Here is a 24930-nt window from a genome sequence, read left to right as displayed (position 1 = left end):
GCCGCGGCCCAGCAGGCGCGCGCAGATGGAGGTGCAAGGATCGACGTGCGGCGTGTCGGAGTGCATGGCGTGGCTTCCCGGAGCGGGCCGGAGGGGCCCGGGTCGGGGCGAGCTTAACCGCTGCGCCCAGCGTTCCGGCATAGACCGTTCGCGGCATTGCCGCCCCTCGCGAGGCATGAAATATTCCACGCCGAACAGCGTCCACCGAACCAGGAGCCGCATGGACGAGACCATCCAGAAGCTTGTGACCGCACGGCGCCAAGCGCTCGCGGGCGTCGACGACGGCCACAGGCCCTGGGGCCTGGCATTGTCGGGCGGCGGCATCCGCAGCGCGACCTTCTGCCTCGGCCTGCTCAAGTCGCTGGCAGCGCGCCGGCAACTGCTCAGGTTCGACCTGGTCTCCACCGTCTCGGGCGGCGGCTACGTCGGCGCCACCCTGGGACGGCTGTGCACCAATGCCAAGTCGGCCGAGGAGGTGCGCGAGATCGAGCGCGCCTTCGGCGACGTCGACCGCGCACGCTTCGGCTGGTGGCTGCGTGGCAACGGCCGCTACCTGATCCCCGGCGGCCTGCGCGACACGCTGTTCGCCGGCGCGCTCTACCTGCGCAACCTGCTGGGCACGCACATCGAGATCGCGATCGCCGCCAGCCTGATCGGCATGGTGCTGGCCGCCGTCAACCTGCTGCTGTGGGACTCGGTGTTCCGCGCGGTCGACCTCAACAGCGTGCCGCCCGATTCGGTGGTCGGCGTGAGCGACCTGGCCAGCGTGCATTCGCTGCGCCTGCTGGTCCAGTGGGCCACGCAATGGCCCACGCTGTGGTTCACGCTGGTGGGCCCCTTCATCGCCTCGGTGGTGCTGGCCTGCGGCTACTGGTCGGTGCGCGACAGGAAATCCACGGCCTCCATGCTGCTGCAGGTGGCGATGTGGTGCGTGCTCGCGGCCGCCGCCTGCTGGGTCGGCCCGCAGCTGGTGCGCCACTACAGCGGGCCGCTGTGGCTGGCGCCGGCCTTCGTCGGCTTCGCGATGTGCTGGGTGGTGGCGCTGCTGTGGGTGCTGTGGCGCAGCCGGAAGCGCTCGCCCGCCGAGCTGCGCAACGACCTGACCGATGGCCTCGCCTCGGTGATCAACACCGCACTGCTGATCGCGATGCTGGGCCTGCTCGATCGCGCCGCCTGGTGGATCGCGGCCGAGAGCCAGGACCTGCGCGCCTTCTACGGCGCCACCTTGCTGCTGGTGGCGGCGGCGCTGCGCGGCGTGCTGCCGATGCTGCTGTCGCAGAAGCAGCAGGCGCCCGGCATCGGCAAGACGATGGTGCTCAGCCTGGCGAGCCTGCTCGGGCTGCTGCTGGCCTTCTGCCTTGCAGCCTGGTGGGTGGGGGTGGTGTACGCGGCGACGCTGCTGCCGGTCTTCACGCAGAGCGGGCTGGACTTCTCGCGCGGCTGGGTCTGGCTGGGCACCATCTTCGTCATCGTCTTCACCTATGCGCTGGTGACGGGGCGCAACTTCGGCTTCCTCAACGTCTCCTCGCTGCACATGTTCTACAAGGCGCGCATCGTGCGCGGCTATCTGGGCGCGGCGAATGCGCGGCGCCTGGGTGCCAGCCCGACCGACCAGGTGTCGGGGCTGGCGCCGCCGCAGGTGCCGGTGGGCGAGGTCGACGCGCATGACGACATCTCCCAGCTGCACTATGCGCCGCACCTGCACGGCGGGCCGGTGCACCTGGCCAACGTCTGCATCAACCAGACGCACGACACCAAGCAGAAGCTCTTCAACCGCGACCGCCGCAGCCTGCCGCTCACCATCGGCCCGCAGGGCTGGATGCAGGCCGGCGGCGCCGGCTGGGCGCAGGCGCATGGCGAGGGCGCGCTCACGCTGGGCGCATGGACCGCGATCTCGGGCGCCGCCTTCGCGCCCGGCCTCGGGCGCCTGACCAAGCGCGGCATCGCGGCGCTGTCGGTGTTCGCGGGCCTGCGGCTGGGCTACTGGTGGAACAGCGCCGAGGCCGGCATCGTGCAGAGCGGCGCCGCGGTGCATGGCAGCCCGCTGTTGATGAAGACGCGCTTCATGCTGCTCGAATGCTTCGGCGTCTTTCCCGGCAGCAGCTCCGCCAACTGGTACCTGAGCGACGGCGGCCACTTCGAGAACACCGGCGCCTATGCGCTGCTGCGCCAGCAGGCTGCGCTGATCGTGATCGCCGATTGCGGCGCCGACCCGGATTACCGCTTCTGCGACCTCGAGGTCCTGATCCGCCGCGCGCGCATCGACCTCAATGCCGAGATCACCTTCATGAAGCCGCGGCCCGGTGCCGACTGGGCGCACCTGGGTGCCTTCGGCTCGCTGAACGACCTGGCCTCGTCCAACAGCCAGGCCTGCCTGGCGCTGGCGCAGGTGCGCTACGCCAGCGGCGCGACCGGGCAGATCGTGCTGGTCAAGCCCAATGTCTCGGCCGCGCTGCCGGTGGACCTGGTGAACTTCAAAGCTGCCAATCCGCTGTTCCCGCAGCAGCCCACCACCGACCAGTTCTTCGACGAGGCGCAGTGGGAGAGCTACTTCCGCCTGGGCGCCGAGATCGGCACGCGCCTGGAAGGCGAGATGCTGGAGCAGGTGGCGCAGGGTGCGCCCGGCATGTTCGTGCCCGATGACGGCCAGGCGCAGGCGGTCGTGAAGACAGGTGCCGCGCAGGGCGATGGCGGGGGGCAGGACAAGGACGGCGCCACCGCGGCCGCCGTGGGCTCGATGAGCCGGCTGCAGGCGCGCGTGATGCGCGCCGGCGCGGTCACCGCCTCGGTGGGCATCGGCACCGCCGCGACTTTCGGCGTCGCGGCCTGGCAGGGCATCGACAGCTGGCGCGCGCAGCGCGCCGAGACGGAAAAGGCCGAAAACAGCTCCTTCAAGGAACTGACCGAGCGCTGGGCCCGCCTGCAGGCGAGCGCCCCGAGCGGCGATGCGTCCGCGCAGCTCGCGGCCGAGCTGCTGCGAACCGGCGACCTGCTGTGCCGCGACGGCCGAGACAACTTCATGGCCAAGTTCCGGCTCTCGGTGCGCATCGTGGACGATGCCAAGCAGGCCTGCGCCAAGGAGCCGCCGGAGGCGCGCGCGCCGGCCTGCGCGCGCCTGCTCGATGCCGGCAACGGCATCGACTGCCTGCAGCCGGCGCAGGCGCCGCCCTGCGCGCCGCGCTACTGGGCGCGCGACTACACGGGCCAGGTCGGCTCCAAGCAGAACTGCAGCGGCATCCTGCCCACGCCTTTTCCGGCGGTGGTGTGGCTGCACGACCGCTTCCTGGACCTGATGCCGGACCGGCCGCAGGTCGCGTCGGTGGAGGTGCCCATGACGAGGCCCGTGCCGCGCCCCTACCCGGTGCCGGTGCCGGGGCCAGGGCCGGGGCCGGGGCCGGGCGTCGATCCGTCGAACGGCGTCGAGGCGCCGCAGCCACCACCACCGCCCGCGTCCGATGTCTGCGAGGGCACGGTGGTCTACATCCAGATCTACGGTCCCGCGCTGCGCGACCGGGTGCGCAGCTGGCGCGGGCCCTGGCGCACGCTGGGCGCCTCGGTGCCGCCCATCGAGGACGTGCTGAGCACCTCGCGCCGGGCCGGACGCTCGCCGCCGGTGGGCCATCCGGAGCCCACCGTGATCATCCGCGACGAGAAGACGCGCCCCTGCGCCCAGGCCCTGATCCAGACCGCCGCTTCGCCCACGGGCCAGCCCTGGGCCATCAAGCTGCGGCCGCAGGGTGGCGCCGAGACGAAGAGCAACATCGAGGTATGGCTGCCGCGCACCGGCGGGCCGCTGGCGAACTGAAGGCATCGCACAAGGAGCAAAACCATGGCAACCAACGGCAGGCCCGTCGTGATCGTGCGGCCGGAGCAGCTCGGCTTCGGTGACAACAGCGTGAGCCCCTCGGGCTTCGGCCGGCACATGCTGGCAGAGGGCGACTCGTGGTTCTCCTTCGGCTCGCTCTTGGGCAACAACCTGCTCAACCGGCTGGTCCTCACGCGCAGCACGCTGGTGACCAGCACCGCGCGCCCCAGCGACACGCTGGCCCACATGGTCGACTGGTGGCGCGACCCGGCCTTCGCGACCCTGCTCGCGGACGGCCCGCGCAGCTGGCCCTTCGATGCCATCCTGCTGAGCGGCGGCGGCAACGACTTGATCGATGCGGTCAGCGATCGCCTGGTCGGCCAGCAGCTGCTGCGCCTGCTGCCGCCGGGCAGCGATCCGGCTTCACCCCAGGACTGCATCCGTCCCGAGGCCTGGGCGGCGTTCGAGACTTATCTGCGCGCCAACTTCGCGATGGTGTCGCAGCTGGCCGCCGGCAGTCCGAACAACGCTGCCACGCCGATCTTCGTCCACACCTACGACTACCCAACGCCCAACGATTTGCCCGCGGCACCGGGCCGCGGGCCCTGGCTGCTGCCGGCCCTGAAGGCGCACGGCATTCCCGAGCCCATGCACCAGCCCCTGACCGATCACCTGATCGAGCAGCTGGCCGGCGTGGTGCGCACGCTGGGCCTTGCGAACGTGCACGTGATCGACACCCTCGGCACCTTGACCCGCGCGGTCTCCGGCGCCACCGGCGACAGCAACGACTGGCTCAACGAGATCCACCCCAACCCGCAGGGCTACGGCAAGCTGGCCTTGGTGTGGCGCGCCGCGATCGAAGCAGTGGTCGCGCCCTGAAGGCCCGCGCGGACCAGGCGCAGCGCGTGGCGCGCGATCACGGCCTCCTCGTCGGTCGCGATCACCCAGGCGCTGGCCGGCGAGCCGGGGGCCGAGATCACGCGGTCGTCGCGTCCCTCGGGCTGCGCATCGGGGTCGAAGTCGATGCCGAGCCAGTCCAGCCCGCCTAGCACGGCGGCGCGCACCCGCGCCGAGTTCTCGCCGATGCCGCCGGTGAAGACCAGGGCATCGATGCCGCCGAGCGATGCCGCGAGCGCGCCGGCTTCGCGCCGGATGCAGGCGCAGAAATATGCGATCGCCTCGCTCGCGTGCGGGTCCTCCGAGGCCTCCAGCTCGCGCATGTCGTGCGAGATGCCCGACAGGCCCTTGAGGCCCGACTCCTTGTAGAGCAGGTCGGACAGGCGCGCCGCGTCGTAGCCGTGCGTTTCCAGCAGGTGCAGCAGCACGCCCGGGTCGATTGCGCCGCAGCGCGTGCCCATCGGCAGGCCGTCGAGCGCGCTGAAGCCCATCGTCGTGTCGATCGAGCGGCCGCCGCGCAGCGCGCACATGGAGGCGCCGTTGCCGAGGTGGGCGACGATCACCCGTCCTGCGGCCTCGCGCGGCGACAGCTCGGCCAGGCGCCCGGCGACGTACTCGTACGACAGGCCGTGGAAGCCGTAGCGCCGGATGCCGGCCTCGAAGTAGTCGCGCGGCAGCGCGTAGGCTTCGCTCAGGAAGCCGCCGCCGCGGTGGAAGGCGGTGTCGAAACAGGCGATCTGCGGCACGCCGGGGAAAGCGCGGCGGGTGGCCTCGATGCCGACGATGTTGTTCGGCAGGTGCAGCGGCGCCAGCGGCACCAGGGTGCGCAGCGACGCCAGCACCGCATCGTCGATCACCGTCGAGGCGCTGAGGCGCGCGGCGCCATGCACGACGCGGTGGCCGATGGCGGCGAAGCGCAGCTGCGGGAACTCGGCCTGCATCAGCGCGAGGATCGCGGCCAGTGCGTCGGCATGGCCGACCCGATCGCCCTCGGGCAGGTTCGCGTCGTGCAGCACGCGGCCGTCTGCGGCCTTCGCCTCGAGATGCGCGCCGGCACCCAGCCCATCGACCTGGCCTGCGGCCGCGCGACGCAAGAGGCCGTCGGCGCCGATCGAGAACAGCGCGAACTTGATCGAGGACGAGCCGGCGTTGAAAGTGATGATGTGTTCGGACATGAGGCTCGCTTCTGGTCGTAGAGCAGCGGCGGCTTCAGTCCGATCCCGGCTTCCATACCCGCGCCAGCACTCCCAGCCGGGTCTTGAAGGTGTGCCGTTCGTCCGACAGCGCGTCGATGAAGTCCGACAGGCGCTTGGACTTGATCATGGTGTAGAAGGTCAGCCAGGTCGTCAGCGAGCCCACCACGCCGAACCACATGAGTTTTACCCACAGCGGCGAATCGGCCTCGGCCAGCAGGTTCATCCCGAGGAAGCCGGTGGTGACGGTTCCGATCAGGCCGAAGAGGGTGACCACCGTGAGTCGCACCACCGTGTTGGCCTGGCGGCGCAGGCTGTCGGCGTCGAGGTAGGTGTTCATGTCGGCGATGCGCTCCTTGACTTCCTCGTAGAGCGGATCGAGCGCCAGGTGATTGGCGCACAGGTGCGACAGCGCGCGCACCTGCGCCTGCTCCGAGATCTCGTGGAACCAATAGCGGTGCGTGAAGCGCAGGAAGCCCTCGAAGCTCGCGCGGATGGCGCGCTTGAATTGCTTGACGCTCGCGACATCGTGCACGTCGAGCCGACGCAGCGCCTCGACCAGCCGGTCGGAGAACATCAAGAGCGCCGCCTTCTGGAAGTGCGCGATCAGGAAGACCAGGAAGTGCTGGTGCCGGAACTGCGCCAGCACGCCGCGGTCGCGGCAGCAGAAGAACTCGGAGTCGGCGCTGCCGACCACGACCAGCGAGCGTCCGCTGCACAGGTAGCGCGTGTTCGGCGCGCTGCCGGCGTCGACCCAGAAGCGGTCGTAGCAATAGCGCTGCTCGAAGTCCGCCAGGTGCTCCTCGGAGAAGGGCAGGGGGCCGCTGCTGCCGACCGCGGGCTCGGCCGCGCCGGTGATGAGCGCCAGCCGGATGAAGTCGTTGCGCGAGAGCCGGCGCGGATCGTCGAGCGCGAGGTAGGCCATCAGCGGCATGCGGTAGTACTCGAGCTGGCGGAAGCGCAGCGCGCCGGGATCCCCCGAATGGTCGCTCACCAGGGGCAGCATCAGCCAGGCCCAATGCGCGGCGATGCGCGGCGCGCGGTGCTCGGCCACATGCTCGAGGAAGAGGTCGCGCTGCTGCGCATCGGAGCTCGCGAGTACGCGCCCTTCGGCGTCCAGCCACTCGACGCTGGCCATGCAATGCAGCGCCGCGCCCTGGGCGTCCCAGCCGCCGGGGTAGGCACGGCCGAAGCGGTAGAGGATCTCCTGCGCCTGCGGCAGGCTCAGGTCGTCGACGCCGACTTCCATGTTGAGCATCACCACGTCGACGTCGAAGAAGAAGTAGAGATCGGTGTGCACCACCTGCAGCGTGACGGGCGCGTCGCCCGGACGCGGCACCACGCGGACGGCGGCGATGTCGCGCCGGCGGAAGACGCGCATCGGCGACTCGCCGCCCGTGCCGCCGGCCTCGCGGCCGCGGCGGCCTTCGCCGTAGAGGAAGCGCTGGACATAGGGCAGGAAGCTCACGAACTCGTTGTAGTGGCGCTCGTGGAAGCCTTCGCTGCTGCCCGTGTATTCGTCGACCTCCTCGCGCCAGGGCGAGGCATCGCCCATCTCCTTCAACACGTGCCATGGACTGCGCCGCTGCCCCTGCGTCGGCATCAGTCGCAGCGGCCACAGCAGGGTCGCGCGCAGGTGGCGCACGGCGGGCGCCGTGCCCGCGTTCGCCGCCTGCGCCGCAGCTTCTAAGGTTGGAGTGATCTGCTGCATGCCGCGAGTGTAGGCATGCGCATGCCGGCGAGGAACGGACAGGGGTGGCTAGGGAAATCCCTGATTGGTGCTGAAACCGGTTTCAGTACACTGGCTCAACGCCTCGGAAAGCCCTTTTTCGGTGCCATCGCAACCGCGGATGCACCAGTCCCGAACCCTCATCCCCGTGAACTACCAATTCCAGTTCGACGCCGTCTTTGCCGCCTGGCCGCTGCTGCTGAAGGGCACCTGGATCACCATCCAGCTCTCGCTCGTCGCCACGCTGCTTGGCCTGGTGGTGGCCATCTTCTGCGCCTGGGGCAAGACCTCGGGGCCGGGCTGGCTGCGCTTCATCGTCAACGCCTACATCGAGGTGATCCGCAACACGCCCTTCCTGGTGCAGCTGTTCTTCTTTTTCTTCGCGCTGCCCGCCATCGGGCTGCGCTGGTCGCCCTACACCGCGGCGCTCACCGCGATGGTGGTGAACCTCGGGGCCTATGCCACCGAGATCATCCGTGCCGGCATCGAATCCATTCCCAAGGGCCAGATCGAGGCGGGCAGGGCGCTCAACCTCAAGCCCTGGGAGATCTTCCGCTTCGTGATCATCAAGCCGGCGCTGAAGGCCATCTACCCCGCGCTCACCAGCCAGTTCATCCTGCTGATGCTGAGCTCTGCAGTGGTGTCGGTGATCTCGGCCGACGACCTGACCTCGGTCGCGGCCAACCTGCAGTCGCAGACCTTCCGCAGCTTCGAGATCTACATCGTCGTGGCCGGCATCTACCTGGCGCTGGCGCTTGCGTTCTCGGCGATGTTCAAGCTGATCTACCGGCGCACGCTCAACTACCCGGACCGCCGCTGAGGCACTGTCAAACATGCGTACCTTCGGCTTTCCCGACTTCCTCTTCATCCTCGAAGCGGCCAAGTGGACCTTGGCGCTGTCGCTGATCGCCTTCATCGGCGGCGCGATCCTGGGGCTCTTCATTGCGCTGGCCCGCACGTCCGAGAGCAGGGCGGCGCGCGTGCTCGCCACCGGCTTCATCCAGATCTTCCAGGGCACGCCCTTGCTGCTGCAGTTGTTCCTGATCTTCTTCGGCGCGCCGGTGATCGGCTTCGACATCAACCCGTGGATTGCGGCCGGCGTGGCGCTGGTGCTCAACAGCGCGGCCTTTCTCGGCGAGATCTGGCGCGGCTGCATCGAGGCCATCCCGCGCGGCCAGACCGAGGCCGCACACGCGCTCAACCTGGGCTATGCGAGCCGCATGCGTGACGTGGTGCTGCCACAGGCTTTCAAGATCGCGCTGGCGCCGACCGTGGGCTATGTGGTGCAGATCATCAAGGGCACTTCGCTCGCCGCGATCATCGGCTTCACCGAGGTCACGCGGGCCGGCCAGATCATCAACAACGCGACCTTCCAGCCGCTGTACGTGTTCACGACGGTGGCGGCGATCTACTTCGCCATCTGCTGGCCGCTGTCTTTGATGGCAGCGCGCATGGAGCGCCGCCGCGCACGGGCGCTCGCTCGCTGATCACGCTTTTTCTTCCTCTTCACGTCCTCAATCACGGAGACCTCCACATGACTCTCTTCACCACCCGCCGCGCCGCCATCGCCGCCCTCGGCCTCGGCGCCGCGCTGACCGCCTTCGCCCCGCTCGCCTCTGCCCAGTCCATGGCCGACATCAAGAAGAAGGGCGAGATCAACATCGGCATGCTGGTCGACTTCCCACCCTACGGCACCACCAATGCGCAGAACCAGCCCGACGGCTACGACGCCGACGTCGCCAAGTTGTTGGCCAAGGACTGGGGCGTCAAGGCCAACATCGTGCCGGTCACCGGCCCGAACCGCATCCCCTTCCTGCTGACCAACAAGGTCGACCTGCTGGTGGCCTCGCTGGCGGTGACGCCCGAGCGCGCGAAGCAGGTGCAGTTCTCGCAACCCTATGCGGCCGCGACCATCGTTCTCTACGGCAAGACCGGCAGCAACATCAAGGGCTCGGCCGATCTGAAGGGCGTGCGCGTGGGCGTGGCCCGTGCCAGCACGCAAGACGTGGCCGTGACCAAGGCCGCGCCCGAGGGCACCGAGATCCGCCGCTTCGACGACGACGCCTCGGCCATGCAGGCGCTGATCTCGGGCCAGGTCGACGCCATCGGCTGCTCCGTCACCGTCGCCGCCCAGATCGCCAAGCGCGTGCCGGCCAACACCTTCGAGAACAAGTTCACCCTGGTGCAGCAGGCCATGGCGATCGCCATGCGTCCGGGCCAGGACGACCTCTTGAAGAACGTCAACGAGTTCGTGTCGAAGAACACGGCGAACGGCGAGCTCAACAAGCTCTACAACAAGTGGCTGCAGACGGATCTGCCGAAGCTGAACTGAGCGTCTCTCCATGAACCACGCAGTCGCTACCCACGCCGGTGCCGAATCGATCATCCGCATGGAAGCGGTGAACAAGTGGTACGGCACCTTCCAGGTGCTGACCGGCATCGACCTGTCGGTGCGCACCGGCGAGCGCATCGTGATCTGCGGGCCTTCGGGCTCGGGCAAGTCGACGCTGATCCGCTGCATCAACCGGCTCGAGACGGTGCAGAAGGGCAAGATCGTGGTCGACGGCATCGAGCTCACGGCCGGCGGCAAGAACGTCGACGCGGTGCGCGCCGAGGTCGGCATGGTGTTCCAGCAGTTCAACCTGTTCCCGCACCTCACCATCCTGCAGAACTGCACGCTGGCGCCGATGCGCTCGCGCGGCATGTCGAAGGAAGAGGCCGAGGAGGTGGCGATGAAGTACCTCACGCGCGTGCGCATCCCGGAGCAGGCCCACAAGTACCCGAGCCAGCTCTCGGGCGGGCAGCAGCAGCGCGTGGCGATCGCGCGGGCGCTGTGCATGTCGCCCAAGATCATGCTGTTCGACGAGCCCACCTCGGCGCTGGACCCCGAGATGGTCAAGGAAGTGCTCGACACCATGATCGGCCTGGCCGAGGACGGCATGACCATGTTGTGCGTGACGCACGAGATGGGCTTCGCACGCAGCGTGGCGGACCGCGTGATCTTCATGGCCGACGGCAAGATCGTCGAGCAGGCGCCGCCGGGGGAATTCTTCGGCAGCCCGAAGCACGAGAAGACGAAGCAGTTTCTCGGGCAGATCCTCAGCTCGCATCAAGCGCACTGAAAAAAGCTAAATGAATGTATTGATTTCCTTGTCGTCCTTTGGCGCGGCCGAGGTGGGGCGGCATGGGCAGCTGTGGTGTACGCGGCTGGCGCTGGAAGCCGGGGCGGATGGCGTGGAGGTGCGTGGGGAACTGCTGCGCGATGCGGCGGCCGAGTTGCCTGCGTTGGCCGGCCTGGCGGCCGTCTACTCGAGCCCCGAGGGGCTGTGGGCGCATGACGGCACATTGGATGAAGGCGCTCTCGCACGAGGCCTGGCCGCGGCCAACACGCTGCGCGCGCACCGGCTCAAGATGTCGATCGGTGGCTTCGGCGCAACCTCGCACGCCTCCCTGCCGCGGCTCAAGTCGCTGCTCGATGCGCAAGCGGTCGAGCTGTTGATCGAGAACGACCAGACTGTGAAGGCCGGCACCTTGCCCGCGCTGCAGGCTTTCTTCGGCGCGGCCGACGCCGCCGGGCTCGACCTGGGCATGACCTTCGACATGGGCAACTGGCACTGGCTGAGCGAATGCCCGCTTGCGGCCGCCCAGGCGCTGGCGCCACGCGTGCGCTATGTGCATTGCAAGGGCGTGCAGCGGCTGCCCGCCAAGTGGGTGGCGGTGCCGCTGGCCGACTCGCTCGCGCCCTGGCGTGCCGTGCTGCGGGTTTTGCCTGCGGATGTGCCGCACGCCATCGAATACCCTCTCATCGGAGACGACCTGCTCGCCGTCACGCGCGAGCAGGTCGCGCAGATCCGCTCGCTGAAAGCCATCCCATGACAAGTTCCGATTTCGATGTCGCGCTGTTCGGCGAAGCCATGATGCTGCTGGTGGCCGACCAGCCCGGTCCCATCGAGAACGCGACCGGCTTCCACAAGCGCACCGCCGGCGCCGAGACCAACGTCGCGATCGGCCTTTCGCGCCTGGGCCTGAAGGTCGGCTGGGCCAGCCGGCTCGGCACCGACTCGATGGGCCGCTCGCTGCTGGCGACCATGCAGGCCGAGGGGCTCGACTGCTCGCATGTGATCAGCGACCCGGCGCAGCGCACCGGCTTCCAGTTCAAGGGGCGAGTGACCGACGGCAGCGACCCGCCGGTCGAATACCACCGCAAGGGCTCGGCCGCGAGCCACATGGGGCCGGCCGATGTGGACGAGGCTTGGTTGCGCTCGGCGCGCCACCTGCATGCAACCGGCGTGTTCGCCGCCATCTCCGACACCAGCCTGCAGGCTTCGCTGAAGACCATGGAGGTGATGCGCGCGGCGGGCCGCACCATCTCCTTCGACCCCAATCTGCGACCCACGCTGTGGTCCTCGACCGAGACCATGCGGCACTGGATCAACGAGCTGGCCGCGCGTGCCGACTGGGTGCTGCCCGGCATGGAAGAGGGCCTGCTGCTCACCGGCCAGAGCACGCCGGAAGGCGTGGCGCGCTTCTATCGCGAGCGGGGCGCAAAGCTGGTGGTGGTCAAGCTCGGCGCGCAGGGCGCCTACTACGACGGCGATGCGGCGGGCACCGGCCGCGTCGACGGCTTTCCGGTGGCCAAGGTGATCGACACGGTGGGCGCCGGCGACGGCTTCGCGGTGGGCGTGATCAGCGCGCTGCTCGAGGGCAAGACCGTGCCCGAGGCAGTGCGCCGCGCCGCCTGGATCGGCGCCCGCGCGGTGCAGGTGCTGGGCGACACGGAGGGCCTGCCGAGGCGGGCGCAGCTGGACGAGGCGCGGCTGTGACGCGCAAGAAGGTCCTGGTCTTTCGAGAGCTGCCCGAAGACCAACTGGTCCGCCTGCAGGCGGCGCACGCGGTCACGGTGGCCAACCCGCGCATCGCGGATCAGCGCAGCGCCTTCGAGGCCGCGCTGCCCGAGGCCCAGGGCCTGATCGGCTCCAGCTTCCCGGTCGACGAGGCGCTGCTCGCGCGCGCGCCGAAGCTGGAAGTGATCTCCAGCGTCTCCGTGGGTGTGGACAACTACGCGCTGGCTGCGCTGCACGCGCGTGGCATCCCACTGTGCCACACGCCGGGCGTGCTCGACGAGACGGTGGCCGACACCGTCTTCGCCCTGCTGATGGCGACCAGCCGCCGCGTGGTGGAGCTTTCCAGCCTGGTGCGCGAAGGCCGCTGGACGAAGAACATCGGCGAGGATCTGTTCGGCCACGACGTGCACGGCAAGACGCTGGGCCTGCTGGGCTTCGGCCGCATCGGCCAGGCCATCGCCCGGCGCGCGGCCCTGGGTTTCGGCATGCCGGTGCTCTACCACGCGCGGCGCGCCGTCGACCTGGCGGCGCAGGCGCCCGAGCTGCTGGGGAGGGCGGCGCACACGCCGCTGGATGAGTTGCTGGCGCGCGCCGATATCGTGGTGGCCATGCTGCCGCTGTCGAACAGCACGCGCGGCATGATCGATGCGCGCGTGTTCAGCCGCATGAAGTCGGGCGCCATCTTCATCAACGGCGGGCGCGGCGCCACGGTGCAGGAGCCCGCACTGCTGGCCGCGCTCGACCAGGGCACGCTGCGCGCCGCCGGGCTCGACGTCTTCGCGACCGAGCCGCTGCCCCTGGATTCGCCGCTGCGCACCCACCCGCGCGTGACGCCGCTGCCGCACATCGGCTCGGCCACGCACGAGACGCGGCATGCCATGGCCGAGCTGGCCGTCACCAACCTGCTGAAGGCGCTCGCGGGCGAGCGGCCTTTGGCGGTTTACGACACGGCGTTTGCATGAGCCGCCGGGCCGCTCCCAAGGCGAATAGCGCCGCAGCCGAAGGCGAAGGTACTCCAGTGAGCCGTCGGGCCGCTCCCAAGGCGAATAGCACCGTAGCCGAAGGCGAAGGGACGCCGATAAGCCCGAGGAAACCCGGCCGAGCGACCATCGCCGACGTGGCGAAGGAAGCCGGCGTCTCCAAGGCCACGGTCTCGCGCTTCTACAACCACCGCGATCGCCTGCTGAGCGCCGACATCGCCGCGCGCGTCGAGGCCGCGGTCGCCAGGCTGGCCTACACGCCGAGCCCGATGGCGCAGGCACTGAGCCACGGGCGCTCGCGCCTGATCGGCCTGATCGTGGCCGACATCACCAACCCCTATTCGGTGGCCGTGCTGCGCGGCGCCGAGAAGGCCTGCCAGGAGGCCGGCTACCTGGTGATGCTATTCAACCTCGGCAACGACATCGACCGCGAGCGCGAGGCCATCGATGCGCTCGCGGGCTACCAGGTGGACGGCTTCATCCTCAACACCCTGGGCCGCGGCGCCGGCCTGGTCGATGCCGACGCGCTGCATGGCAAGCCCGCGGTGCTGGTCGACCGCCGGCATGACGGCATGCACACCGACTTCGTCTCGCTGGACAACCCGGCCGCGATGAAGGCCGCCTGCGGCCACCTGGTCGAGGGCGGGTACCGCGAGCTGCTCTATATCACCGAGCCGCTGCAGGGCGTGAGCTCGCGACGCGAGCGGACGGCGGCCTTCGGCGACTGCATCGCGGCGCACCAGCCGCGCGTCGCCGGCGAGGTGTTCGAAAGCACCGGCGATGACAGCGATGCGCTCGACGCTGCCTTGCGTGCGCTGCGCAAACGCGCCAGGAGCGGGCGCCGCGCCGCCGTGCTGTCCGGCAATGCGATCGTGACCCTGCGCGTCGCCTCGGCGATGGCGCGCCTGGGTTGGCATTTCGGAGTCGAGCTCGGCTTCGTGGGCTTCGACGATCCCGAATGGGCGCCATTGATCGGGCCCGGACTCAGCGCCGTCGCCCAACCCACCGACGCCATCGGCCGCACCGCCGCGACCTGCCTGATCGAACGCCTGCGCGGGCTCGAGGGGCCGCCGCGGCAACTGTTGCTGCCGGGGGAACTGGTGGTGCGCGGCTCCTCGGGTGCGGTCTGACTCCCTCTCCCCCTGGGAGAGGGCGGGGGTGAGGGCGCCGGACCTTCGATGTGCACGCAGCGCTCGCGGCCTTTAATCGCTTGGCGCATAAGCATCATCGAGCCGCATTGTTAGCAATCGGGAAACGGACAACTTCCCCGCGACGTCTTTGAGAGGCAATGCCCCGCCGTCAAACTCGGCCTTCATTGCAACAAGCCCGGGCCATCCCCAAAGCCCAGGCTTTTCTTTTTGAAGACCTTGCCCATGAATGCTCCCTGCACCACCTGCGACGATGCCGTGCTCGCGCCCGCGCGCACGCAAGAGCCCTCGCGTTCCACCTGGCTCGCGGTCGGCTCCATCGCCGTCGGCACCTTCGCCATGGTCACGACCGAGTTCCTGCCCATCGGCCTCTTGACCGATATCGCGGCCGGCCTCGGCGTCTCCGACGGCACGGCCGGCCTCATGGTCGCCATGCCCGGCGTGCTGGCCGCCTTTGCCGGCCCGGCCCTGATCGTGGCCTCGGGCCGGCTGGACCGGCGCACCGTGATGATCGCGCTCAGCGCGCTGCTGGTGGCCTCGAACTTCCTGGCCGCGCTGGCGCCCAATTTCGCCACCATGCTGATCGCGCGCCTGCTGCTGGGCCTGTGCATCGGCGGCTTCTGGACCTTCGCGCCGGGCGCCGGTACGCAGCTGGTGCCGGATGCTTCGAAGGCGCGTGCCATGGCGATCGTGCTGGCTGGCATCTCAGGCGCCACCGTGTTCGGCGTGCCCATCACCGCCTTCCTCGGCAACCTGGCCGGCTGGCGCGCCGCCTTCGGGGCGACCGGCGTGCTCGCGGCCGTGGTGCTGCTGATGCAGATCTGGCTGCTGCCTTCGATGCCGCCGGCGCGCGCCATTCGGCCGCTCGACCTGCTGACGCCGCTCACCCGCCGCATGGCGCAGGTCGGGCTGCTGGCCGTGCTGTTCCTCATCGCCGGGCATTTCGCGGCCTACACCTATCTCAAGCCGCTGCTGCAGCAGAGCTTCGGCCTCGGGCCCGATGCGGTGACGACCTTGCTGCTGGTCTACGGCGCGACCGGCTTCGTCGGCACCTTCTTCGGCGGCAGCCTGGTGGCGCGCAGCGTGCGCGTGGCTGCGCTGACGGCGGCGCTGCTGCTGGCCGCGGCGCTGGTGCTGGCTACGCTGGTCGGCAGCGGCATGCTGGCCGGCGCACTCGTGGTCGTGGTCTGGGGCGTGGCCTTCGGCCTGATCCCGGTGGCGCTGACCGGCTGGATGATGCAGGCCGTGCCCGATGCCCCCGAGGCCGGGCAGGCGCTGCTGGTGAGCGGTTTCCAGGTCGCCATCGCCGGCGGTGCGCTGGCCGGCGGGCTGGTGGTGGACGGCTACGGCATCGCGAACACCATGCTGATGAGTGCCGCGCTGGTGCTGGTGGCGGCAGCCGTCATCGGCACGCTGGGGCGGGCGCCGCGCCCGCTGGCTCTGAACGCCTCGGCTGAGCGATCGTAGCTGGCAGCCTAGGAAAACATTCGATCGTCGAAGGTGAAAGGGTTGCGCTCGACGGTCACTGCAATGGATGCGAATGACGGATGGTCCGGGTTGAGAACGATGTTGTTCTCGCCGGGCTCGACCGCCGAGGGCACCCACAGCCCGAGCGCGTGGTTCGTTCTTCGCCATGCAATGCCGATCGACTGCGTCAGTGATTCCCGGTCGATCCAGTTTGAAGGCAGGTCCGTCAGGGCGCGCACGTCTTCGAGGATCGCGCCGTCGGGAAGATCGAGCCGCAACAAGGCTTGGTTCAGTGGCCTGATGCCATTGCAATGCACGCGTTTCTCGAGTTGACAGAGCGCACGGCTGCCACCTGCGTAGACGACGGGGCGCCCGGCAGGAGGCGTCTGGTGCCATCGGCCCGGAGCCAATGTCGACCCCAGGTCGAGCTGTTCGAGTCGCAGCGCCTTGGTCGTCCCGATGCGCCAGACCGACAGGCTCAAACAACGCCTCCGTGCTCGATCGCGTTGAGCATCGAGCGAACCTTCTCGCCACCGAATTCGTTGGTGGCGAACTCGGCAGGTGTCTTGCCGTCCAGGAGAGGGTGGGGCGTCGCCATCCACTTCGGGCCGTCTTCGCCGAACACTTCCGTGGCGCGCACCAGCAGGTCCGCCTGCCTGAACATGCGTTCCGTCACGACCGGCTCCAGCGGCTTTTCCGCGTGAGCGCGGGACAGCATGGAGGCGTTCAGGCACAAAGCCAGCTGAAGGTCTTTCTTTCGCGGCAACCGGGAGGCCTTGAACCATTCATCCACCGCGCCGGCACGCATGCTCGAGGAAGCGTAGTGAGAGGCCTTGTCCCGATCGAGCCGACAGGAATTGGCGGAGCGATCGAAGAAGTGATCGCCGGAGCGAAGCCTGCGGTCAGGGGAGTCGAGGAACACCACGAAGACGCGCTCGAACTCGCGCGCCATTTGGCAGGCGGCCGATGGGGTTTCGTTCTTTGGCATTGCGCGACCTTAGCACAGTTGCAAATGCAATGTCTGTATATTGCAAATGCACTGCGCGGGTCCGCCTTCAGGGAAAGGTTCCGGTCTTACTCGACTTCAGCGATCAGCTCGATCTCCACGCAGGCGCCGAAGGGAATCTGCGCTACGCCGAACGCGCTGCGCGCATGCGCGCCCTTTTCGGGGCCGAAGACTTCGGCGAAGAACTCGCTGGCGCCGTTGGTCACCAGGTGCTGTTCGGTGAAGGTGGGCGTCGAGTTGACCAGGCTCATCACCTTGACGATGCGCTTGACCTTGTTCAGGTCGCCGATGGCCGCCTTCAGCGTGCCCAGCAGGTCGATCGCGATGGCACGCGCGGCCTGCTTGCCTTCCTCGGTGCCGAGGCCGGCGCCGAGTTGGCCGACCCAAGGCTTGCCGTCCTTCTTCGCGATATGGCCGGAGAGGAAGACCAGCTTGCCGGTCTGCACGAAGGGGACGTAGGCGGCAGCGGGAATGGCGACCGGCGGGAGGGTGATGCCGAGGCTCTTCAGTTTGTCGTCGATGCTCATGAGGGCTCCTTGTCTGGGTTTTGGAAGGGCGATTGTGTCTGGGTCTGTGTCTGGCTCTGCGATTGCACCTGCTGCGCCGCCTGCGCGGCCGCGGCCCGCAGCTCCTCCAGCGGCCGCACGGTGACGCTGACGTCCAGCGTGTGGCGCGCGCCCCCGTGCAGCACACCGCGCATCGGCGAGACGTCGGAGTAGTCGCGGCCGATGGCCAGCGCCACGTAGTCCTCGCCGGGCTGGCGGCCGTTGGTGGGGTCGAAATCGGCCCAGTCGCCAGGCCCATCGGCGCCGGGAATGTAGACCGAGACCCAGGCATGCGAGGCGTCGGCGCCGAGCAGCCGCGGCTGGCCCGGCGGCGGCTGCGTCAGCAGGTAGCCGCTGACGTAGCGCGCCGGCAGGCCCAGGGTGCGCAGGCAGGCGATCATGATGTGCGCGAAGTCCTGGCACACGCCGTGGCGCTGGGCCAGGGCCTCGATCGCCGGTGTGCTGATCTCGGTGCTGCCGCTGTCGTAGACGAAGTCGGTGTGCATGCGCAGCGCCAGGTCCATGGCGGCGTCGAAGAGCGGGCGGCCCGGCGCGAAGCTGGGTCGCGCATAGGCGGCGAAGTCGTCGTGACGCGGCACGTAGTGCGAGGGGAAGACGAATTCGGCGGCGGCATCGAAGCGCGTTTCCTTGGCGTAGCGGAAGCGCTCGCGCACCTCCTCCCAGGGCAGCTCGCGCGCCGCGGCCGGCGACAGCAGGGGCGTGGAAGTCTCGACCACGCTCTCGGCCGTGACCACCAGTTCCTCGTGGGTCGAGTCCAGCGCGAAGAAGGCCCGCGCGTTGCCGTAGACATCGGGCGACTCGCTGCGTTGCGCGGGCTCGGGGCTGACCGTGAGCGCGTGGCTCACCAGGCGCTGCGACGGCGTGGCCCGCGGCTTGAGATGTGCCAGGTGCTGGGCGGTTTCGACGGGGGGCGAATACGCGTAGCGCGTTTCGTGAGTCACGTGCAGGAGCATGGTCAGGCGCCGACGGAGCGCAGCGATTCCAGAGTCAGTGTGAAGTAGCGGATGCCGATCGCATCCGACACATGGTAGGCCGCGGTCTCGCAGGTCTCGAGCAGCTGCGCCAGCGCGACGTAGTCCGCGCGGGGCCCGGGCTCGCACAGATGCTCCAGGGTCCAGGTGGCCGGGTCGGGCAGCTCGTGCGACAGCGCCGTGAGCTTGCCCGGCGCGCTGCCCGCGAGCCGCGCGATGCGCCCGCGCAGCGTCTGCGTGACCCAGGCCAGCGAGCGCGGGTTGTCGCCGTCCAGCACCAGCAGGTCGACCAGGGTGGCGACGTCGCGGCGCTGCTGGTAGCGCGCGTGGAAGGTGATGGTGCTGTCGAACAGCGCGACCATCGCCTCGAAGCCGCTCACGTCGTGCACCGAGCCGAGCTCGAAGCCGGCCGCCAGCGAGCTGGAGAGGAAGGCCAGGCGCTCGATGTGGCGGCCGATGGAGAGCAGGCGCCAGGCGTCGTCGCGCGTCATGCGGTCGGTCTGGGCGCCGGTCATGGCGGACAGGGCGGCGCTGGCGGACTCGAGCATGCGCAGCGCGGCGGCGCTGGCGTAGCCGCTTTCGCCGCGCTCGCCGGCCTGCTCGGCGCTTCGGCGCATGAACTCGGCCTCGGCGCGCACGATCTGGTTCCAGTGGTCCGGCGACAGCCGTTCGCGCACCGCGGCCGCGGCCTGGCGCACGCAGCGCAGGCTATAGCCCACGCTGCCGCCCTCGTCGATGTCACCCAGCTCGGCGATCAGCGCGCGCTCGAAGACGCGCCGCGAGCGCGGCAGGCTGGGCACGTCGCGCGGCACCAGCGCGTTGCGCCGCGCCATGTCGTGCAGCCAGGTCAGCAGGCTGGGCGATGAAGGATCCTCGCCGCTGAGCAGGTCGAGCGTGAGCCGCGCCAGGCGCACGGCGTTCTCGGCGCGCTCGGTGTAGCGGCCCAGCCAGAACATGTTCTCGGCCGCGCGGCTGGTGACCGGCGCGCGGTGGCGCGCCAGCGAGGCCGGCGTGCTGTGGGCCTGCAGCAGGGTGGTGCGGTCGACCTCGCCGTGTGTCTGCACCCACACGTCGGCACTGCTGCCGCCGCGCTGCATCGAGGCGATCTGCGCGTCTGCCGCCGCCAGCCGCGCCAGCCCGCCGGGCAGCACGCGCCAGGACTGCGGGCCGACGCAGACCGCGAAGACGCGCAGCAGCACTGCGCGCGGCGCGATGTGGCCCGCGCCCAGGTCCTGGCTCCAGGTCGGCATCTGCGCGATCGGCAGGTAGTTCTGCACCGTGTATTCCTCGCCCTCGCGCACGATGCGGCCGGCCCATTCGTCGAGCTCGCGCCGGCTCAGGCGGCTGCCGAGCTGGGTCTCGAAGCCGGTATGCCCGTCCTCGCCGGCGTAGGTGGGCTTGATGGTGCAGCCGGCCAGCTGCGGCAGCACGGCCTCCATCGCGGCGCGCTCGCCGCACCACCAGGTGGGCAGGGCCGGCAGCAGCAGCTTCTCGTTCAGCAGGCGGCGCGCCAGCGCGGGCAGGAAGCCGAGCAGCGCGGGCGATTCGAGGAAAGCCGAGCCGGGCGTGTTGGCCACCAGCACATTGCCGGCGCGCACCGCCTGCAGCAGGCCGGGCACGCCGAGGGTGGAATCGGCGCGCAGCTCCAGCGGGTCGAGGAACTGGTCGTCCAGGCGCTTGATCAGCCCGTGGACAGGCCGCAGGCCCTGCAAGGTCTTGAGGTAGAGCCGCTGGTCGCGCACCGTGAGGTCGTTGCCCTCGACCAGCGTGATGCCCAGGTAGCGCGCGATGTAGGCGTGCTCGAAGTAGGTTTCGTTGTAGGGCCCGGGCGTCAGCAGCACGATGTGCGGCGGCTGGCCGGCGGGGCACATGTGCTGCAGGCCCTCCATCATCGCGTTGTAGGTGGCGGCCAGGCGCTGCACGTGCAGCGCCTCGAAGGCCTGCGGGAACTGCCGGGCGATGGCCAGGCGGTTCTCCAGCAGATAGCCCAGGCCCGAGGGCGCCTGCGTGCGCTGCGACACCACCCACCAGTTGCCGTCGGGGCCGCGCGCGAGATCCAGGGCGGCGATGCGCAGCCAGGTGTCGCCCGGCGGGCGCACGCCGTGCATCGCGCGCAGGTAGCCCGGGTTGCCGTGCACCAGGGCGGGCGGCAGCAGGCCTTCGGCCAGCAGCTTCTGCGGGCCGTAGACGTCGGCCAGGACGCGATCGAGCAGGCGAACGCGCTGCAGCGTGCCGGCCTCGATCGCGGCCCAGCTCTCGGGCGGAACGATCAGCGGGAAGAGATCGAGCGACCAGGGCCGCTGCGGGCTGTCGGTGTCGGCATACACGTTGTACGTGACGCCGTTGTCGCGGATCTGGCGCTCCAGGCTGACGGCGCGGCGGGGCAGGTCGCTGAACCCCTCGGTGCCGAGTTGCTCGAAGAAGCCGGCCCAATGCGGCGCCAGCGGGGCGCGTTCATTGGCCGGTGCCTCGGCCGGCGTGGCCGGGGGCGGGGAGGATGCGTCGTGCAGCGGCGCCGGCTGCGAGGGCACGCCGAGCCGCGGCACGCTGGCCGGCGTGGCGAGGCCGCGCAGCTCGTCGAAGTGCCCCGGTGCGGCCGGCGGCGCGAGCGACGAGGCCAGGGCGGCCGGCGATTCCAGCGCCTGGGCGTCGAAGAGGGATTCGTTCAAGGGGTCCACGGTGCGTTGATTGTCACACCCTCGCAACAAGACCCAGGCTCACTCGTCAAGCTTTGCGCAAATCCAGCGTGAACGGGAATTCCCGGCTGCCCGCGATCTCGATGCTCGCCGGCGGCGTGCGAAGCAGTCCCGGCGAATGGCCCATGCGCGAGAAGCGCGACAGGCGCCGGCTCTCGGCCTCGTAGGCATTGACGGGGAAGGTGTCGTAGCTGCGTCCGCCCGGATGCGAGACGAAGTACTGGCAGCCGCCCAGCGAACGCTTCATCCAGGTGTCGACGATGTCGAAGGTCAGCGGCGCATGCACGCCGATGCTGGGGTGCAGCGCCGAGGGCGGATTCCAGGCCTTGTAGCGCACGCCGGCCACGAACTCGCCGGTCGTGCCGGTGGGTTGCAGCGGCAGCACCTGGCCGTTGACGGTGATGACGTAGCGGCTCTCGTTGAGCCCGGTCACGCGCACCTCGACGCGCTCCAGCGACGAGTCGACATAGCGCACCGTGCCGCCCGCCGAGCCTTCCTCGCCCATCACATGCCAGGGCTCGAGTGCGTTGCGCAGCGAGAGCTCCACGCCCATGGCCTGCACCTGGCCGACCAACGGGAAGCGGAACTCGAAATGCGGCGCGAACCAGACCGGGTCGAAGCCGAAGCCGGCCTGGCGCATCTCGCTGATGACGTCCTCGAAGTCCATCTTGACGAAGGTGGACAGCAGGAAGCGGTCATGCAGCTCGGTGCCCCAGCGCGTGACGGGGGCGCGGTAGGGCGCGTCCCAGAAGCGCGCCACCATGGCGCGCAGCAGCAGCTGCTGCGCGATGCTCATGCGCGCATGCGGTGGCATCTCGAAGGCGCGCAGCTCCAGCAGGCCGAGGCGGCCGGTGGTGGCGTCGGGCGAGTAGAGCTTGTCGATGCAGAACTCGCTGCGGTGCGTGTTGCCGGTGACATCGACCAGGATGTTGCGCAGCGTGCGGTCGACCAGCCAGGGCGGCATGTCCTCGCCGTGGACCTCGCGGCTGCGCGCGATCTGGGCCAGCGCAATCTCGAGCTCGTAGACCTGGTCGTTGCGCGCCTCGTCCACGCGCGGCGCCTGGCTGGTCGGGCCGATGAACATGCCGGAGAACAGGTAGCTGAGCGAGGGGTGGTTGTGCCAGTAGAGCAAGAGGCTCGCGAGCAGCTCGGGCCGGCGCAGGAAGGGGCTGTCGCCGGGCGTGGCGCCGCCCAGCACGAAGTGGTTGCCGCCGCCGGTGCCGGTGTGGCGGCCGTCGGTCATGAACTTCTCGGCCGACAGCCGGGTCTCGAAGGCTGCGCCGTAGAGGAACTCGGTGTGCTCCACCAGCTCGCGCCAGTTGTGGGCCGGATGGATGTTGACCTCGATCACGCCCGGGTCGGGCGTGACCTGCAGCAGCTTGAGGCGCGGATCGCGCGGCGGCGGATAGCCTTCGATCACCACCCGCAGGTCGAGCTCCCCGGCCGTGGCCTCGACCGCAGCGAGCAGGTCGAGGTAGTCCTCCAGCCGCGCCAGCGGCGGCATGAAGACGTAGAGCACGCCCGAGGCGCTGCCGAGCTTTTCGGCCGCGGGCCCATTGGCGCGGCGCGGGTCGCGCACTTCCACGCACAGGGCGGAGCGCGTGATCCAGTGCGCCGACTCGCCGCGCTGCGGTGGGCGCAGCGTGGTCGGCTCCGCCGCAGCCTGGGCGCGCGCTGCCGCGGCATTGCCGTGCGCGGCCTGGAAGCGCACGGCGGTTGGCGACTGCTGCGGCGTGCCGAAGTCGTAGGGCACTTCGACGAGGTCGGGCGCGCTGCCCGGCGTGCCCTCGTAGCGTGCCCGGAACAGAGCCGAGGCGGGCAGGGGCGCACGTGGCGCAGTGGGGTCGCGCTCGACCAGGTAGGGGTAGTCGCCCTTGCTGGCCCAGGGCTGCGAATCCAGCGGCAGGCGCAAGCCCATCGGCGAATCGCCGGGGATCAGGTAGAGGCGGTCGTCGCGCAGGAACCAGGGCCCGGTCTTCCAGCCCGGGCCGGCGAGCGGGGGCGCATCGGTGTCGGCGTTGGCGGCCTCAATGGGCAGCACGTAGCCGATGACGGCATCGAGCTTCTGGGTGAACACGCGGCGCAGGCGCACGCGCTCAATCTCGTCGTCGAGCTTCGAGTCGAAGGGGTCGACGTTCACCGGCAGCCGGCGCTCGCGCCAGAGGTAGTAGTAGACGTCCTCGTAGCCGGGCTGCACGAAACGGTCGGTGAGGCCCAGCCGGTGCGCCAGGGCGCGGGTGAAGCGCTGCGCGTCCTCGCTGGTGTAGTGGGTGGGATGGCGCTCGTCGGCGAAGAGCTCGGGGCGGTGCCACACGGGCTGACCGTCGGCGCGCCAGAAGATCGACAGCGCCCAGCGCGGCAGCTGTTCGCCGGGGTACCACTTGCCCTGCCCGAAATGCAGGAAGCCGCCCTGGCCGTACTCGTCGCGCAGCCGGTGCACCAGCTCGGTCGCGTAGCCGCGCTTGGTGGGGCCCAGCGCATCGGTGTTCCATTCGGCCGCGTCGCGGTCGGTGGTGGCAACGAAAGTGGGCTCGCCGCCCATGGTGAGGCGCACGTCGCCGGCCGCCAGGCGCGCATCGACGGCATCGCCCAGGGCCAGCACCTCGGCCCACTGGTCATCGGTGTAGGGCTTGGTCACGCGCGGCGACTCGTGGATGCGCGTGACCTTCATCTCGTGGCCGAAGTCCACTTCGGCCTCGTCGACCCCGCCTTCGATCGGCGCCGCACTGGAGGGCGTGGGCGTGCAGGCCAGCGGGATATGGCCTTCGCCGGCCATCAGGCCCGAGGTGGCGTCGAGGCCGACCCAACCGGCTCCCGGAAGGTAGACCTCGCACCAGGCGTGCAGGTCGGTGAAGTCGACGCTGGTGCCGCTGGGGCCGTCGAGCGCCTTCACGTCGGGCGTGAGCTGGATCAGGTAGCCCGAGACGAAGCGCGCCGCCAATCCCAAGTTTCGCAGCAGCTGCACCAACAGCCAGCCCGAGTCGCGGCAGGAGCCCGAGGCATTGGCGAGCGTCTGCTCCGGCGTCTGCACGCCGGGCTCCATGCGGATCAGGTAGTTGACGTCCTGCTGCACCTGCTGGTTGATGCCGACCAGGAAGTCGATGGTGCGCTGCGTCTTGCGGTCGATCTTCTCGAGGTAGGCGGCCACCAGCGGCGTGGCAGGGTCGGCCACCAGGTAGGGCGCCAGCTCCTGCGCCTGCGATTCGGTGTACTTGAAGGGAAAGTTCTCGGCCTGCGGCTCGAGGAAGAAGTCGAAGGGGTTGTAGACCGCCATCTCGACCACCAGGTCGACCGTGACCTTGAACTCGCGCGTCTTCTCGGGGAACACCAACCGCGCGAGGTAGTTCGCGAAGGGGTCCTGCTGCCAGTTGACGAAGTGCTGCTCGGGCTCGACCCGCAGCGAGTACGAGATCACCTTGCTGCGGCAATGCGGCGCGGGACGCAGGCGTACCACCTGGGGCCCCAGTTGCACCGGACGGTCGTACTTGTAGTGGGTGACGTGGTGGAGTGCGGCGTGAATGGACATTTTTTTCTAAAGCGTCGAGGGAGCCTCTGAACGAGGACGCATACTAGCCCACAGGCATAGCAATTAGCGCGCCATAGAGCGCAGCTGAGGGAGTGATTGCAG

General features: G+C 69.6%; 19 protein-coding genes. 11 read left to right on the top strand and 8 right to left on the bottom strand.

The features are described 5' to 3' along the window. Positions 1-220: 220 nt before the first annotated feature. Positions 221-3805, top strand: a complete 3585-nt coding sequence (locus GXN78_RS40945) for a patatin-like phospholipase family protein (RefSeq protein WP_204162285.1) — start codon at positions 221-223, stop codon at positions 3803-3805. Positions 3806-3829: 24 nt separating this feature from the next. Next, a complete protein-coding gene (locus GXN78_RS28965; protein ID WP_106554325.1) occupies positions 3830-4684 on the top strand; it encodes a GDSL-type esterase/lipase family protein in 855 nt (284 codons plus the stop codon). Here GXN78_RS28965 and GXN78_RS28960 read toward each other — a convergent pair. Beyond that, the gene (locus tag GXN78_RS28960; RefSeq protein ID WP_106554326.1) at positions 4627-5877 is read right to left on the bottom strand and encodes an acetate/propionate family kinase; all 1251 of its coding nucleotides are present in this window, start codon (positions 5875-5877) and stop codon (positions 4627-4629) included. The two genes, GXN78_RS28965 and GXN78_RS28960, sit on opposite strands and share 58 nt — an antisense overlap. Positions 5878-5911: 34 nt before the next feature. Continuing rightward, entirely contained in the window at positions 5912-7606 is a 1695-nt protein-coding gene (locus tag GXN78_RS28955) for a hypothetical protein (RefSeq protein ID WP_106554327.1), read from the bottom strand. Between the two features lie 166 nt (positions 7607-7772). On the opposite strand from GXN78_RS28955, the gene GXN78_RS28950 reads away from it, so the two are divergent. The 9 genes from GXN78_RS28950 (at position 7773) to GXN78_RS28910 (ending at position 16063) form a co-directional block, all read left to right on the top strand. Continuing rightward, a complete protein-coding gene (locus GXN78_RS28950; RefSeq protein ID WP_106554397.1) occupies positions 7773-8444 on the top strand; it encodes an amino acid ABC transporter permease in 672 nt (223 codons plus the stop codon). A 13-nt stretch (positions 8445-8457) separates the two neighbouring features. Further along, positions 8458-9111 carry an amino acid ABC transporter permease gene (locus GXN78_RS28945; protein WP_106554328.1) on the top strand — a complete coding sequence of 218 codons (654 nt, stop codon included), beginning with the start codon at positions 8458-8460 and terminating at the stop codon, positions 9109-9111. A gap of 47 nt (positions 9112-9158) precedes the next feature. Beyond that, positions 9159-9956, top strand: a complete 798-nt coding sequence (locus GXN78_RS28940; protein ID WP_106554329.1) for a transporter substrate-binding domain-containing protein — start codon at positions 9159-9161, stop codon at positions 9954-9956. 10 nt (positions 9957-9966) lie between these two features. Next, positions 9967-10746: an amino acid ABC transporter ATP-binding protein gene (locus GXN78_RS28935; protein ID WP_106554330.1), complete on the top strand. Its 780-nt coding sequence runs from the start codon at positions 9967-9969 to the stop codon at positions 10744-10746. A 10-nt stretch (positions 10747-10756) separates the two neighbouring features. After that, positions 10757-11500, top strand: coding sequence for a glutamine ABC transporter ATP-binding protein (locus GXN78_RS28930; RefSeq protein ID WP_106554331.1), 744 nt, complete (start codon positions 10757-10759; stop codon positions 11498-11500). Further along, complete coding sequence (locus GXN78_RS28925; protein WP_106554332.1) at positions 11497-12447, top strand: sugar kinase; 951 nt, start codon at positions 11497-11499, stop codon at positions 12445-12447. The genes GXN78_RS28930 and GXN78_RS28925 overlap by 4 nt, the downstream gene beginning before the upstream one ends. Continuing rightward, positions 12444-13430, top strand: coding sequence for a D-glycerate dehydrogenase (locus GXN78_RS28920; protein WP_106554333.1), 987 nt, complete (start codon positions 12444-12446; stop codon positions 13428-13430). The genes GXN78_RS28925 and GXN78_RS28920 overlap by 4 nt, the downstream gene beginning before the upstream one ends. A 116-nt stretch (positions 13431-13546) precedes the next feature. Beyond that, on the top strand, positions 13547-14578 hold the full coding sequence (locus tag GXN78_RS28915) for a substrate-binding domain-containing protein (protein ID WP_239142971.1): 1032 nt from the start codon (positions 13547-13549) through the stop codon (positions 14576-14578). 243 nt (positions 14579-14821) lie between these two features. After that, on the top strand, positions 14822-16063 hold the full coding sequence (locus tag GXN78_RS28910) for an MFS transporter (protein WP_106554335.1): 1242 nt from the start codon (positions 14822-14824) through the stop codon (positions 16061-16063). A gap of 8 nt (positions 16064-16071) precedes the next feature. Here GXN78_RS28910 and GXN78_RS28905 read toward each other — a convergent pair whose 3' ends face one another. The 6 genes from GXN78_RS28905 to GXN78_RS28880 form a co-directional block, all read right to left on the bottom strand. Next, entirely contained in the window at positions 16072-16545 is a 474-nt protein-coding gene (locus GXN78_RS28905) for an RES family NAD+ phosphorylase (RefSeq protein WP_164255833.1), read from the bottom strand. Then, positions 16542-17015 carry an MbcA/ParS/Xre antitoxin family protein gene (locus GXN78_RS28900; protein ID WP_239142960.1) on the bottom strand — a complete coding sequence of 158 codons (474 nt, stop codon included), beginning with the start codon at positions 17013-17015 and terminating at the stop codon, positions 16542-16544. The genes GXN78_RS28905 and GXN78_RS28900 overlap by 4 nt, the downstream gene beginning before the upstream one ends. Positions 17016-17137: 122 nt before the next feature. Next, positions 17138-17596 carry a RidA family protein gene (locus tag GXN78_RS28895; RefSeq protein WP_106554338.1) on the bottom strand — a complete coding sequence of 153 codons (459 nt, stop codon included), beginning with the start codon at positions 17594-17596 and terminating at the stop codon, positions 17138-17140. Then, a complete protein-coding gene (locus tag GXN78_RS28890) occupies positions 17593-18588 on the bottom strand; it encodes a transglutaminase family protein (protein ID WP_106554339.1) in 996 nt (331 codons plus the stop codon). The genes GXN78_RS28895 and GXN78_RS28890 overlap by 4 nt, the downstream gene beginning before the upstream one ends. Before the next feature lie 2 nt (positions 18589-18590). Continuing rightward, complete coding sequence (locus GXN78_RS28885; RefSeq protein WP_106554340.1) at positions 18591-21284, bottom strand: circularly permuted type 2 ATP-grasp protein; 2694 nt, start codon at positions 21282-21284, stop codon at positions 18591-18593. A 46-nt stretch (positions 21285-21330) separates the two neighbouring features. Next, positions 21331-24828: a transglutaminase family protein gene (locus GXN78_RS28880; RefSeq protein WP_106554341.1), complete on the bottom strand. Its 3498-nt coding sequence runs from the start codon at positions 24826-24828 to the stop codon at positions 21331-21333. Positions 24829-24930 lie beyond the last annotated feature (102 nt).

It is taken from the genome of Variovorax sp. WS11, assembly GCF_010499245.1.
GTDB lineage: Bacteria > Pseudomonadota > Gammaproteobacteria > Burkholderiales > Burkholderiaceae_C > Variovorax.
Note: the sequence above shows the minus strand (reverse complement) of the source record. Positions and strands in the feature narration are given on the sequence as shown.

Excerpts from the sequence above, each read along its gene's own strand:
- GXN78_RS40945 (WP_204162285.1), top strand. The coding sequence starts at position 221 with ATGGACGAGACCATCCAGAAGCTTGTGACCGCACGGCGCCAAGCGCTC.
- GXN78_RS28965 (WP_106554325.1), top strand. The coding sequence starts at position 3,830 with ATGGCAACCAACGGCAGGCCCGTCGTGATCGTGCGGCCGGAGCAGCTC.
- GXN78_RS28960 (WP_106554326.1), bottom strand. The coding sequence starts at position 5,877 with ATGTCCGAACACATCATCACTTTCAACGCCGGCTCGTCCTCGATCAAG.
- GXN78_RS28955 (WP_106554327.1), bottom strand. The coding sequence starts at position 7,606 with ATGCAGCAGATCACTCCAACCTTAGAAGCTGCGGCGCAGGCGGCGAAC.
- GXN78_RS28945 (WP_106554328.1), top strand. The coding sequence starts at position 8,458 with ATGCGTACCTTCGGCTTTCCCGACTTCCTCTTCATCCTCGAAGCGGCC.
- GXN78_RS28940 (WP_106554329.1), top strand. The coding sequence starts at position 9,159 with ATGACTCTCTTCACCACCCGCCGCGCCGCCATCGCCGCCCTCGGCCTC.
- GXN78_RS28935 (WP_106554330.1), top strand. The coding sequence starts at position 9,967 with ATGAACCACGCAGTCGCTACCCACGCCGGTGCCGAATCGATCATCCGC.
- GXN78_RS28930 (WP_106554331.1), top strand. The coding sequence starts at position 10,757 with ATGAATGTATTGATTTCCTTGTCGTCCTTTGGCGCGGCCGAGGTGGGG.
- GXN78_RS28925 (WP_106554332.1), top strand. The coding sequence starts at position 11,497 with ATGACAAGTTCCGATTTCGATGTCGCGCTGTTCGGCGAAGCCATGATG.
- GXN78_RS28910 (WP_106554335.1), top strand. The coding sequence starts at position 14,822 with ATGAATGCTCCCTGCACCACCTGCGACGATGCCGTGCTCGCGCCCGCG.
- GXN78_RS28900 (WP_239142960.1), bottom strand. The coding sequence starts at position 17,015 with ATGGCGCGCGAGTTCGAGCGCGTCTTCGTGGTGTTCCTCGACTCCCCT.
- GXN78_RS28895 (WP_106554338.1), bottom strand. The coding sequence starts at position 17,596 with ATGAGCATCGACGACAAACTGAAGAGCCTCGGCATCACCCTCCCGCCG.
- GXN78_RS28890 (WP_106554339.1), bottom strand. The coding sequence starts at position 18,588 with ATGCTCCTGCACGTGACTCACGAAACGCGCTACGCGTATTCGCCCCCC.
- GXN78_RS28880 (WP_106554341.1), bottom strand. The coding sequence starts at position 24,828 with ATGTCCATTCACGCCGCACTCCACCACGTCACCCACTACAAGTACGAC.